Source organism: Erwinia amylovora, assembly GCF_017161565.1.
Classification (GTDB): Bacteria; Pseudomonadota; Gammaproteobacteria; order Enterobacterales; family Enterobacteriaceae; genus Erwinia; species Erwinia amylovora.
The window spans coordinates 1470942-1482669 of the sequence record NZ_CP066796.1 but is presented as its reverse complement, the minus strand read 5'-3'; the positions used below and the strand labels follow the sequence as shown (position 1 = coordinate 1482669).

Genomic DNA, 11728 nt, shown 5'->3' with positions numbered 1-11728 from the left:
AGATAAGACCAGAGGCTCATATCAATCATAAATTAATGAGAATATAGCAGATTCTAAACCGGCGGTTGAGTGGCTTAAAAGGGATAAAAGCAACAAGATGTTTTAAACCCGCTTCTTTTAGCATCAGCGATAAATGTCGGTAGACAGCGTTTAAGCGGCGGGGAATGCGCGTCGTAAGCGCTGTTTTGTTCGCAGCACCAGCAGCGTTGATCCTTAGAAGGGCAAAAGCAAACCCCCAAGCTTTTGCAAGCTCAGGGGCAAATTTGATGGTGGAGGAGTAGAGATTCGAACTCTAGAACGGTTTCCCGTCGCCGGTTTTCAAGACCGGTGCCTTCAGCCACTCGGCCACTCCTCCACAGGGTTACCCGTTAACGGCGTGCTTTCCGCTAACTGACGGGGCGCAGTATAGGGGATGTTTTTGCCTTTGCCAACACTAATTTTAGCTACTTTGTTGATTTTATGAGCATTTGCATCTGAGTGGCAAAAAAATCAGCCCTGGCGAAGGCCGGGATAGTTTTGGACCAGTCCGGGCGGCGGAACGGTTTATTCCGCATAAAGCAAAACGGGCCAGCTTTACGCTGACCCGTTAAATTTGATGGTGGAGGAGTAGAGATTCGAACTCTAGAACGGTTTCCCGTCGCCGGTTTTCAAGACCGGTGCCTTCAGCCACTCGGCCACTCCTCCACGATGGGCGGCACTATAAACATCCGCGCTATGCTTGTAAAGCAGCTTTTGTTTCAGTCGCGCAAATAAAAGCCATTTGGCCCGCATGTGCTGCTTTTATCACCAGACTGATGATAAAAGCAGCAGCAGTGCGCGTAAAGAAGGGTAAAGCGTCTTCCCCCGCCTGGTTGCTCTCCTTATGCTCGCTGGCAGACTTTTCCCTCATTTCGTCATCCTGAGAGGTGCTTTATGGATCACATCGTTTCCTCCACGCGCGCCAGTTCATTACTAAGCACGCACAAAGTTCTGCGTAATACCTATTTCCTTCTCGGCCTGACGCTGGCATTTTCCGCGGTGACCGCCACACTAAGCACCCTTTTTGCCTTACCGGCTCCGGGTTTTATTCTGATGCTGGCCGGTTTTTATGGCCTGATGTTTTTAACCTACCGTCTGGCCAATAGCCCGGGCGGTATTCTCGCGGCATTTGCCTTCACCGGCTTCCTTGGCTACTGTCTCGGCCCGGTTCTGAACAGTTTCCTTTCTGCCGGAATGGGCGACGTCATCGGCCTGGCGTTAGGCGGTACTGCCCTCGTTTTCTTCTGCTGCTCGGCTTATGTTCTGACAACCCGCAAGGATATGTCTTTCCTGTCCGGCATGTTGATGGCTGGCTTTGTCGTCTTGCTCATCGCCGTGGTAGCCAACCTGTTCCTGAATATTCCCGCCCTGCATATGGCGATTAGCGTGCTGTTCGTGCTGTTCTCCACCGGAGCAATCCTGTGGGAAACCAGCAATATCATCCACGGCGGCGAAACCAACTATATTCGTGCCACCGTCAGTCTGTACGTATCAATTTATAACCTGTTCGTCAGCCTTCTTAGCCTGCTGGGGATGTCGCGCAGCAGCTAAACCTAATCCGCTGTCACTCTGGCCCCGTCATTGCGGGGCTTTATTTTTGCTGGAGCAAAAAGGTAAACTTGGCGCGGGCCAACAAGGGTGAGGCAAGAAAGTGCGGTTTAATGGCAAAGAAATAGCGCGCGATGCGCAAGGCTACCTGAAGTCGATCACGGACTGGAGCGAGGATCTGGCGCGGGAACTGGCGGCAGAGGAAAAAATTGAACTGAGTGAAGCTCACTGGGAAGTGGTGCACTTTGTCCGCGCGTTCTATCTGGAGTTTAATACTTCCCCTGCGGTGCGAATGTTGGTCAAAGCGATGGCACAGAAGTATGGTGAAGACAAAGGCAACAGCCGCTACCTTTTCCGCCTCTTTCCCAAAGGCCCGGCTAAACAGGCGACGAAAATTGCCGGGTTGCCAAAACCGGCTAAGTGTCTGTAGGTATTAACCCGTGATGAATCCTTGAGGTAAATCAATGGGATGCCAGGGTTCAGCCAACACTTTATCTACACGGGCACTGCGGGGACCTCCGGCTTTTAGCCACGCCAGCAGCGCCTCAACCCGCGGTGCCTCGCCACAGGCGACGATCTCTACGCTGCCATCATCCCTGTTTTTGGCGTAACCACACAGATCGTTTTTTTGTGCCTCTACCCGGGTGCTGTAACGAAACCCAACGCCCTGCACCCTGCCATGGACCCCTACGCGGATACAGATGATTGTCATTTCCCCCTCCACTGACCAACACTGATTGCTTTTTACCGAATGGCACCGGACAATATCGCCTGATTCTCTGACACTAAGCATAGCAAAATATGACTGTTCGTTTAATTCTTGCCAAAGGGCGTGAAAAGTCCTTACTTCGTCGTCATCCGTGGGTATTCTCCGGTGCCGTAGCCCGTATGGAGGGTAAAGCCCAGCCAGGAGAAACGATTGATGTCTGTGACAGCCAGGGTAAATGGCTGGCGCGGGCTGCATGGTCACCATCGTCCCAGATACGCGCACGCGTCTGGAGTTGGCAGCAGGATGAGTCGATTGATATCGACTTTTTCGTACGCCGACTCAATACCGCACAGCAGCTGCGCGACTGGCTGGCGCAGCGCGATAATCTCGATAGCTACCGCCTGATCGCCGGTGAATCTGACGGATTACCGGGGATCACCATCGACCGTTTCTACCATTTTCTTGTGCTGCAACTGTTATCCGCCGGTGCCGAGTACCAGCGCGCTGCGCTGATTACTGCGCTGCAACGCTGCTACCCGGAATGCGCAATCTACGACCGGTCCGATGTCAGCGTGCGTAAGAAAGAGGGGCTGGAGCTTACACAAGGCGTGGTGCTCGGCGATGCGCCGCCAGCGCTGCTTACTATCACCGAGCACGGTATGAAACTGCTGGTGGATATTCAGACCGGGCACAAAACGGGCTATTATCTCGACCAGCGCGACAGCCGTCTGGCAACCCGGCGCTACGCTGAGGGCCGCCGCGTGCTGAACTGCTTTTCCTATACCGGCGGCTTTGCCGTTTCTGCCCTGATGGGCAACTGTACCGAAGTGATCAGTGTTGATACGTCGCAAACGGCGCTGGACGTGGCGCGTCAAAACGTTGAGTTAAACGGGCTGAACGTTAGCAAAGCTCAGTTTCTGCGCGATGACGTTTTCAAGCTGCTGCGACGCTATCGTGACGAAGGCGAGAAGTTCGATCTTATTATCATGGACCCGCCAAAATTCGTTGAAAACAAAAATCAGCTAATGGGAGCGTGCCGGGGATATAAAGATATTAATATGCTGGCCATGCAGCTGCTTAACCCGGGCGGGATGCTAATGACTTTCTCATGCTCCGGCCTGATGGCAACCGATCTGTTTCAGAAAATCCTTGCGGATGCGGCCACGGATGCCCAGCGTGACGTGCAGTTCATCGAACAGTTTCGCCAGGCCGCCGATCACCCGGTGATCAGCAGCTACCCCGAAGGAATGTATCTGAAAGGTTTTGCCTGCCGCGTCATCTGACTTGAAAATTTTGCTGCCGCCTCCATATAGTGAGTAAATGCAATGTTCCTCAGGAGGTTATGATGATTGCCAGCAAATTTGGTCTTGGACAGCAGGTGCGCCATCAGTTACTCGGTTTTCTTGGTGTCATCGTTGATGTCGATCCGGAATATTCATTAGATGAGATGGATACAGATGATATTGCCGCCAGTGAAGCGTTACGTAGCGCCCCCTGGTATCATGTTGTTATGGAAAATGATGACGGGCAGACGATTCAAACTTACCTGGCCGAAGCTCAGTTATCCTGGGAAGTTCCCGGCGATCACCCGGAACAACCGTCTATGGATGAACTTGCAGCCTCCGTCCGCCGACAGTTACAGGCACCTCGCCTGAGAAACTGATTAAACCCCGCCCTGCGCGGGGTTTTTACCGCCTTTTGTCAGCCCCGGTCGCGGGATCTCGATTTTGGACAGCGATCCATCGCCGCCTGTCATCCCGACTCTTTTACCAGCGCCGCCGCCAGCGCGTTTATCACCGCGACCTGCCGCCATAACGTTTTGCCCTCAATCGCTGTCGTATCCTGCGCCACTTACCGGGTCGTCACCGGTTAACGAAACGCCGACCCTGGCAACGTGCACGGAAATATCCGCCAGTGCGGCATTAACTGCCAGTCCCTGTCGCTTTTGCCCGGCCGCCTGAGCACTAACCGGTATAACCTGATTCCCCGATGCAACAGGAATGGCATTACGCCATAGCCCGGTGGGGCCGGAATATCACTGACCCCTTGCCAGTCAATCGGTATTTGTTGCCAGCAGAATTTCAGCGATCGCCTGGTCACTGATTTTAGCTTTTTTATTAATCCCCTTATCTGCGCTAATTTTGGGTCTTATATCGCGAATAAAAATATAACAAATTTGCATCTCGCGATATTTAGCACAAATAAATATGTTTAAATGTTAATATGCTGCCATACTGAAAGACTTTGATACACTCGTATCTCATATATCGCCGTTCCACTCTGGAGTAACAATGAAGCTGCATATGGCCATCACCGGGTTACTGGCATTGCTGGTGGCTGCAAATTTACAGGCGACAACGTTGAAATTGTCTGCAGATATTGACCTTCTGGTTTTGGACGGACGCAAAATTTCGGGTTCGTTACTCAAAGGGGCAGACGGGCTGGAGCTGGAGCGTGGTGAGCATCAGTTATTGTTTCGAGTGGAAAAAACGGTTAACAATTACCCGGGCGCCCCCGTGAGCTGGACATCCGCTCCCCAGGTCGCCACCTTTGCTGCCGGCACAACATCCGTGTATATCAAGCTGCCGGTACTGCAAACCCTGCGCGAGGCTAAACGTTTCGATCATATGCCGCAGTTTACCCTGAACGATGAGCATGGCGCAGAGGTTGTGACAAAACGTGACCATTTAAGGCTAAAAGAGCACGACAGTTGTGAGCAGGCGATGCGGATATATAATCTGGCGAACAAAGTGGCATCAGTACCCCGCTTTGCCACGCCTTTACCTGTCGGCGCGCAGACTGGCCGCCTGCCTGATATGGCCAGCAGTTTCCAGCCTGCACAACCGGTGCTGCGCAAATGGTTTCTTCAGGTCGATAGCGCCACGCGCCAACATCTTATTATGCTGATGGATGCCCTGCATACCAGTTGATAGCCGTTTAGTTCAGCAGCGACACTCACCACTCTGATTGCTTATTTATTTCCCCCGCCAGCCAACCAGGATAACTGAATGGACCAGACTACCCGCACCATCCAGGCGCAAAAGCATATTGCGCTGGTGGCTCACGACCACTGTAAAAGCTCTCTGATGCAGTGGGTTGGTGTTCATAAAGAGAAGTTACAGCATCATACGTTATACGCCACCGGCACTACCGGCAATCTGGTTCAGCGAGCCACCGGGCTGCCCGTTACCGCCATGCTGAGTGGCCCGATGGGCGGTGACCAGCAGGTGGGCGCGCTCATTTCAGAAGGGCGCATTGACCTGCTCATTTTCTTTTGGGACCCGCTCAACGCCGTACCGCACGATCCGGATGTCAAAGCGCTTCTGCGCCTCGCCACCGTGTGGAACATTCCGGTCGCGACCAATCGCGCCACCGCCGACTTTATCATCCATTCACCGCTATTTGCCCGGCAGCTTGAGATCCAGATCCCGGATTATCAGCGCTACCTGCAACAACGGCTAGAATAATCCCGGGCGTGCAGAGCCTGTCAGGGTTTGCGCAGTGCCGGCACGCCCTGCCTGCTTAATTCATCAACAAATACCGAAGGCGCATTACGCTGGTAGAGTAACCACACCTGCTGCCGGGCACGAGTCATCGCGACGTAGGCCAGCCTGCGCTCTTCTGCGTGCGGGAAGTCTTCAGGAACCGGTAACAGCGCAGCTTCCATTACGGACTCTCTTGCCGCAGCGGGGAAGCCGTCTTTACCCTCCGACAGCCCCAGCACAACCACATAATCAGCCTGTTGCCCCTTACTGGCATGGATTGTCATAAAATCAATATGAAGATTCGGCCAGCGCGTTGCCGCTTTATCCAGCACGTCCGGGCGCAGATGGTGATAACGAGCCAGCAGCAAAATTCGTTCAGTAGGTTTGGCGTACCCACTGATTTTATTCAGCAGCGGCTCCAGCTGCTCTTCGGGCAGCAGCGAGATCGCTTTTTTGTTGCCCTTGCTCAGGCTATTGAGCGGCTTTTTCAGCTGAAAGGGATTGCTTTGTACAAATTTATTGGCCACTTCGCCAATACGTTGATTAAATCGGTAGGTGGTATCCAGCACGCAACGATCGCCGGCACCAAAGTAGTGGTGGAAAGCGGTGGTTAACGTCATTTCAGCACCGCTGAATCGATAGATTGCCTGCCAGTCATCGCCCACCGCAAACAGCGAGGTTTGCGTATTTTGTCGACGTAACGCGGCAAGAAGTGCCGCACGCTGTGGCGAGATATCCTGAAACTCATCGACCAGAATGTGCTTCCACGGGCTGATAAAGCGCCCCTTATCAAGAAGGTTTACCGCCTGATGAATAAGCCCGGCGAAATCGACAGCGCCCTCTTCTTTCAGCGCGCCTTTCCAGGCCTTTATTAAGGGAGCCATTAATTTTACGCGCTTAATAAAAAGTAACCGTACCTCTTCCGGGGCTGTTTCAATCATCGCCGCCTGAGCCCCGCCGTGCATGCGCATCAGTCCCAGCCAGCTTTCCAGCCGGACAGCAAGCCGCCGCGCCAGGCGCTCGTCCTGCCAGAAACGCCCGTCGGACAGATCCCATTTAAGTTCATCAGTCAGCCACTGACGCCAACCATTGGCCTGGGCTTTTTTCTCATCACATTGCTGGCGCCAGGCGTTAATGAGCAGCGACTGCCGCTTGTCAGTATCGGTTTCCAGCCTGCTGATAGTTGGAGACTTATTGCTGCCCTGGCGAATGATATGCAGCGCCAGCGCATGAAACGTGCGCGCCTGCAAGTCCTCCGCCCCCAGACGCGCCCGAATGCGGTCGTCCATCTCTTCCGCTGCCTGACGGCCAAAGGCCAGCAGCAGGATCTGCCCGGCGCTGGCCTGCCTGCGCATCATCAACCAGCCTGCACGCGCTACCAGCACCGAAGTTTTCCCACTGCCTGCCCCTGCCAACACCAGCACCGCGTCTTCACCGTTGACCACTGAGCGCGCCTGCGAGGCATTAAGCGGGGACGTCTCTACCTGATTAAAGAAACCGGCATACTGCTCCAGCATACGCTCCGTCCAGTCGTCGTTACGCTGTTTGCGCTGGCATTCCCCCTCGTTAAGCCACTTCTGGCAGAAGTGGTAAGTGCTGCGGCAGTTGTCAAATTCCTCCAGCCGCTCAACCGGCAGCGGGATCGATGCGAAGGCTTGATGTATGGCCTGCTGCCAGCCAGTTATGTCGCTGCGCGTCAGCCACTTGTCCTGACGTTCCGCCTGTTGAATCTGGTGCTGCTGCGCGGCGAGCACCGTGGCGGAAACGTCACTCATTTCCCTGCTCCACTGCTGCCATAACTGGTTAAGATGATGATAGAAGCGTTGAGTCTCACTCCATTCGGTGCCGTGCAGTCGCACGACCTTACCGTCCGGCAGCGTGAACTCCAGCTCGCCCCAAACCAGTCCGCGTTTGCATTTTATCGCCAACAGCTGATTGAAAGGGATCACATATTCATGCTTTTCACCGCTGACCTCGACGCCCGCGGTTAGCAGCCGCACCCGGTTATAAGGGTGTTGCGCCAGATGTTTACCCAACGATGTTGCTTTAAGTTCCATTCAGTTGCCCTGGCCGCGTTTATTTAAATCATCCAACAGTTTAACTGGCTGGAGTATACCTCTCCAGCACCTGAACGCGGTACAATCAATGCATTGTCGCTAAATAACCATTGATTACAGAGAGGTAACCTGCCATGCGTACGGTATTGAATGTTCTGAATTTTGTGCTGGGTGGTTTCCTTACTACCCTCTCCTGGCTGATAGCAACGGTGGTCAGTATTATCTGCATTTTCACGCTGCCACTGACGCGTTCATGTTGGGAAATCACCAAACTGTCGCTGCTGCCTTATGGCAATGAAGCGATACACGTTGATGAGTTAAATCCCGCCAGCAAAAGTGCGCTACTGAACTCGGGTGGTACACTGCTGAATATACTCTGGCTGCTGTTTTTTGGCTGGTGGTTGTGCGTAATGCACATCATGGCGGGTATCGCACAGTGCCTGACCATTATTGGTATTCCGGTGGGGATAGCCAATTTCAAAATTGCCACTATTGCTCTGTGGCCGGTGGGCCGTCGGGTGGTTTCAGTCGAAGTGGCTCGGGCAGCACGAGAAGCTAATGCCCGTGCCCGCTTCCGCTAAGAGAGCAATATGTTCATGGTGATCGACAACTTGCGCCGCCGCGCTTACAACAGTGCCTGGCTATACCCTATTCGAATTACCCTGGCACTGGCCGGAACCGCTTTTCTACCCTGGTGGCTGGATCAGGTAATCTGGACCATTCCGCTGACGCTGGGCGCAGTGGCAGCAGCGCTGACCGATCTTGACGACCGTCTGAGTGGCAGATTGCGCAACCTCATCATCACGCTGATCTGTTTTTGTATTGCTTCCGTTTCGGTCGAACTGTTATTCCCCTATCCCTGGCTGTTTATTATTGGCCTTGCTATGTCTGGTTGGGGATTTATTTTGCTGGGGGCCCTGGGCCCGCGCTATGCGACCATCGCCTTCGGGGCGCTACTGATCGCTATCTATACCATGCTGGGGATTGATCTGTTTCCACAGTGGTATGTGCAACCTGCCCTGCTGCTATTGGGCGCGGTCTGGTACAACCTGCTGACGCTGGCAGGGCATCTGTTGTTTCCCATTCGCCCGTTGCAGGAGAGCATCTCGCGCTGCTTTTACCTGTTGGCCGGTTACCTTGAAGCTAAGGCCAGCCTGTTTGACCCCGACCTTGGAGACGACGATCGTCAGACGCTGGTCGATATGGCAATGGCTAACAGCCAGCTGGTGATGCAGCTGAATCAGGCTAAAGCTTCAATTCAGTCGCGGCTGCGCGGTGACCGCGGGCAACGGGGCACGCGGCGCACCCTGCATTACTATTTCGTCGCGCAAGACATCCATGAACGCGCCAGCTCATCCCATGTCCAGTATCACGCGCTGCGTGAAGCATGGGGGGACAGCGATATCCTGTTCCGCTTTCAGCGCCTGTTGACGCTCCAGGCTCAGGCATGCCAGCAGCTTTCGCGCACTATCCTGCTGCGTGAGCCCTGGCATCACAATCCCCATTTTGATCGGGTCTTTGCCCGTCTTTACGCCGCCATGCAGCGTCTGGCAAGCCAACAGCCCGGCAGCAGCGAAGTTAAAGCGATGAACTACCTGCTTAACAATCTAAAAGCGATTGATGCCCAGCTGGCAACCATAGAATCTGAACAAATTCTGGCTGAAGGGAGCGCACAGCATAATCATACGCTTTCAAGCGAAGGTCTGACTGGCTGGAGCGATATTCGCTTACGTCTGAGCCGTCATCTCAGCCCGGAGTCGCCGTTGTTTCGTCATGCGGTTCGCCTTTCGCTTTTATTGTGTACCGGGTACGGCCTGATCCAAATTATCGATCTTAATCACGGGTATTGGATATTGTTGACCAGTTTGTTTGTCTGCCAGCCAAACTATAACGCCACGCGTCGTCGCCTGGCGCTACGCATTATCGGCACGCTGGCGGGGATAGTGCTTGGGTTGCCGCTATTATGGCTGGTGCCTTCAACTGAGGGGCAACTCATACTGATCGTCGTCTCCGGGGTGCTTTTCTTTGTTTTCCGCCATGTCCAGTATGCTCATGCAACAACGTTTATCACCCTGCTGGTATTATTTTGTTTTAACCTGTTGGGTGAAGGCTTTGAAGTAGCGATACCGCGTATTGTTGACACGCTTATCGGCTGCGGCATCGCCTGGCTGGCTGTGGCCTTTATCTGGCCTGACTGGCATTTTCGTCGGCTTCCTGCCGTGGCCGGACATTCGTTATATGCAAACTGCCGTTATCTGGACGCGATTATGTTGCAGTACCAGCAAGGCAAGGATAATGGTCTGGATTATCGTATTGCACGGCGCGATGCCCACAATGGCGATGCTGAACTGGCCTCAGTAGTGTCTAACTTGTCAGTTGAAAATAAAGCGGGCCTCGCCCTCCGTGAAACGGCTTTCAGGCTGTTATGCCTCAATCATTCATTTCTCAGCTATATTTCTGCCCTGGGAGCACACCGTGAAAAGCTGGAAAATGCCGCCCTGCTCCAGCTGATGGATGACACCGTAAGCTACGTTAATGATGTTCTGCATACTGAAACAGTGGACGCGAACAAGACGAAACAGATGATGGACAGCCTGGCCGCGCGTATTCAGCAAAGCGAGACTGATACGGAAACGAAAGAGCCACTGGTGTTGCAGCAGCTGGGCCTGCTGGTGGCTCTTTTACCGGAGATTGCAAAGCTAAAAAACGATCTCTCACTGCGCGGCTAATTTCCTGAATGCTGCTTATTTGCTTCCCACTGCGCATGTTGGTGAAACCAGCTGCGCAGCTCTTCTTTCACCGCCAGCGGCAGCGCTTCGTAATGCCGTCCGACTATGGCACCTTGCAGTGCCAGAAGTACGGTTAGCCCCAAATTTTTGTTACATGCGTGAAGTCGGAGCCAGCTGCGCTTCGCACCCTGCTGTACCAACATTTCAATACTGGAAATACCGACCTGACGCAGAAGCATCTCCATACGAATGCCCATATTGGGTAAATCCTTGAGTCTGCGGTTGTTTTGCCGGTCCTCCTGCTGCCTGCGCGCGCCCAGCAGACAGAGCTGCGAGAATGCCAGCAGCAGGTCATTGTCGGACCATAGCGCCCGGTCAACACGATAATAGTTCAGCTCTACCGGCACGCCGCGCTTGTTCAGGCTTAGGGCTTCCATCCTGCGCTCGGTTATGTAGGGCTGCACCTGCTCACAGGCGCGCAAATACAATTCCCCCTCTGCCACCACCGCAAAAACAGTTTTCTCCACTGACAGGCAATATCCGCCAAACTGTGTACGTGACTTGACTTCACCAAGCCCGGCCAACCGCTGTTTAGCCTCTTCCGTCTTACGCCTTGAACAATCCATGATCTCTCCCTGTATCGAATAGAAAATGCGTATATCCCTCTCCAATTTGCGTTTTAGAAAGTATGCAATCTTCATTACGGGTTCAATCAATAAATCGCCTCCGGCTGGTTTACATTGTGATTTTGCGAGACGTTACGAAAAAACGTCTGGCAACAGTGAAATGCGCTGGTAACTGCCGAATTTTGTACAGAGCGCCACCGTTTACTTCTGCCATGCAGGGCTGTAGAAAAATTGTAGGTACGCGCGTTTATGACATCCGCCTTAAGGCTAAACGGTGATGATTAGCAATACCTTGCTTTGGGATCGCATACGGCGTGGACGGTGATATTTAATAATACATCTGAAGTTGTTTATAGCGATGTCGCGCATACACAGAGGTAAGGCAAATGATGTCCGCATGGGTTTGTTAATCCAGCACTATCGATTATTGCTCACCGCGTGAACAAGATAGCGCCGCCTTAACAGGCACAGGGGACAATGGATCGACTGAATCAACCCGGTTTGGCGCTTTAAAACCTGAGATTAAGGTTGATCTTTACTCAACCGCACTATACTG

12 protein-coding genes and 2 tRNA genes are annotated in these 11728 nt (G+C 53.3%); 8 read left to right on the top strand and 6 right to left on the bottom strand.

Features of this window, described 5'->3' with window-relative positions; translation table 11 throughout:
• Positions 1-267: 267 nt before the first annotated feature.
• The 3 genes from JGC47_RS06880 to JGC47_RS06870 all read right to left on the bottom strand — a co-directional run bounded on the left by JGC47_RS06880 (position 268) and on the right by JGC47_RS06870 (position 889).
• Positions 268-355: transfer RNA gene (locus JGC47_RS06880), tRNA-Ser, on the bottom strand.
• A gap of 241 nt (positions 356-596) precedes the next feature.
• A tRNA-Ser gene (locus JGC47_RS06875) sits at positions 597-684 on the bottom strand.
• Positions 685-712: 28 nt separating this feature from the next.
• A complete protein-coding gene (locus JGC47_RS06870) occupies positions 713-889 on the bottom strand; it encodes a hypothetical protein (RefSeq protein ID WP_004157007.1) in 177 nt (58 codons plus the stop codon).
• Positions 890-912: 23 nt separating this feature from the next.
• Between JGC47_RS06870 and yccA the strand changes: the two genes are divergently transcribed.
• Together yccA and JGC47_RS06860 are read left to right on the top strand one after the other, a co-directional pair.
• The gene (gene yccA / locus JGC47_RS06865) at positions 913-1569 is read left to right on the top strand and encodes an FtsH protease modulator YccA (protein ID WP_004157006.1); all 657 of its coding nucleotides are present in this window, start codon (positions 913-915) and stop codon (positions 1567-1569) included.
• 100 nt (positions 1570-1669) lie between these two features.
• A complete protein-coding gene (locus JGC47_RS06860) occupies positions 1670-1996 on the top strand; it encodes a TusE/DsrC/DsvC family sulfur relay protein (protein ID WP_004157004.1) in 327 nt (108 codons plus the stop codon).
• Positions 1997-1999: 3 nt separating this feature from the next.
• On the opposite strand, the gene yccX is transcribed toward JGC47_RS06860, so the two are convergent.
• Entirely contained in the window at positions 2000-2278 is a 279-nt protein-coding gene (yccX, locus tag JGC47_RS06855; RefSeq protein ID WP_013035977.1) for an acylphosphatase, read from the bottom strand.
• An 89-nt stretch (positions 2279-2367) separates the two neighbouring features.
• Between yccX and rlmI the strand changes: the two genes are divergently transcribed.
• The 4 genes from rlmI (at position 2368) to JGC47_RS06835 (ending at position 5742) form a co-directional block, all read left to right on the top strand.
• A complete protein-coding gene (rlmI, locus tag JGC47_RS06850; RefSeq protein WP_004157003.1) occupies positions 2368-3558 on the top strand; it encodes a 23S rRNA (cytosine(1962)-C(5))-methyltransferase RlmI in 1191 nt (396 codons plus the stop codon).
• 62 nt (positions 3559-3620) lie between these two features.
• Positions 3621-3938 (top strand): heat shock protein HspQ, encoded by a 318-nt coding sequence (gene hspQ / locus JGC47_RS06845; protein WP_004156999.1) that lies wholly within the window; start codon positions 3621-3623, stop codon positions 3936-3938.
• 628 nt (positions 3939-4566) lie between these two features.
• Positions 4567-5205, top strand: a complete 639-nt coding sequence (locus tag JGC47_RS06840) for a YccT family protein (protein ID WP_004156996.1) — start codon at positions 4567-4569, stop codon at positions 5203-5205.
• Positions 5206-5283: 78 nt separating this feature from the next.
• Entirely contained in the window at positions 5284-5742 is a 459-nt protein-coding gene (locus JGC47_RS06835; RefSeq protein ID WP_004156995.1) for a methylglyoxal synthase, read from the top strand.
• Positions 5743-5762: 20 nt separating this feature from the next.
• On the opposite strand, the gene helD is transcribed toward JGC47_RS06835, so the two are convergent.
• Complete coding sequence (gene helD, locus JGC47_RS06830) at positions 5763-7817, bottom strand: DNA helicase IV (RefSeq protein ID WP_004156994.1); 2055 nt, start codon at positions 7815-7817, stop codon at positions 5763-5765.
• 134 nt (positions 7818-7951) lie between these two features.
• On the opposite strand from helD, the gene JGC47_RS06825 reads away from it, so the two are divergent.
• Both JGC47_RS06825 and yccS read left to right on the top strand, forming a co-directional pair.
• Positions 7952-8398 (top strand): YccF domain-containing protein, encoded by a 447-nt coding sequence (locus JGC47_RS06825; RefSeq protein ID WP_004156993.1) that lies wholly within the window; start codon positions 7952-7954, stop codon positions 8396-8398.
• A 9-nt stretch (positions 8399-8407) separates the two neighbouring features.
• The gene (gene yccS, locus JGC47_RS06820) at positions 8408-10546 is read left to right on the top strand and encodes a YccS family putative transporter (RefSeq protein WP_004156990.1); all 2139 of its coding nucleotides are present in this window, start codon (positions 8408-8410) and stop codon (positions 10544-10546) included.
• Here yccS and JGC47_RS06815 read toward each other — a convergent pair.
• Positions 10543-11172 (bottom strand): TfoX/Sxy family DNA transformation protein, encoded by a 630-nt coding sequence (locus JGC47_RS06815; RefSeq protein ID WP_004156989.1) that lies wholly within the window; start codon positions 11170-11172, stop codon positions 10543-10545. The genes yccS and JGC47_RS06815 overlap by 4 nt on opposite strands.
• Positions 11173-11728: the final 556 nt, after the last annotated feature.

Coding starts and splice junctions, on each gene's coding strand:
- JGC47_RS06870 (WP_004157007.1), bottom strand. CDS start 889: ATGAGGGAAAAGTCTGCCAGCGAGCATAAGGAGAGCAACCAGGCGGGG.
- yccA (WP_004157006.1), top strand. CDS start 913: ATGGATCACATCGTTTCCTCCACGCGCGCCAGTTCATTACTAAGCACG.
- yccX (WP_013035977.1), bottom strand. CDS start 2,278: ATGACAATCATCTGTATCCGCGTAGGGGTCCATGGCAGGGTGCAGGGC.
- rlmI (WP_004157003.1), top strand. CDS start 2,368: ATGACTGTTCGTTTAATTCTTGCCAAAGGGCGTGAAAAGTCCTTACTT.
- hspQ (WP_004156999.1), top strand. CDS start 3,621: ATGATTGCCAGCAAATTTGGTCTTGGACAGCAGGTGCGCCATCAGTTA.
- JGC47_RS06840 (WP_004156996.1), top strand. CDS start 4,567: ATGAAGCTGCATATGGCCATCACCGGGTTACTGGCATTGCTGGTGGCT.
- JGC47_RS06835 (WP_004156995.1), top strand. CDS start 5,284: ATGGACCAGACTACCCGCACCATCCAGGCGCAAAAGCATATTGCGCTG.
- helD (WP_004156994.1), bottom strand. CDS start 7,817: ATGGAACTTAAAGCAACATCGTTGGGTAAACATCTGGCGCAACACCCT.
- JGC47_RS06825 (WP_004156993.1), top strand. CDS start 7,952: ATGCGTACGGTATTGAATGTTCTGAATTTTGTGCTGGGTGGTTTCCTT.
- yccS (WP_004156990.1), top strand. CDS start 8,408: ATGTTCATGGTGATCGACAACTTGCGCCGCCGCGCTTACAACAGTGCC.
- JGC47_RS06815 (WP_004156989.1), bottom strand. CDS start 11,172: ATGGATTGTTCAAGGCGTAAGACGGAAGAGGCTAAACAGCGGTTGGCC.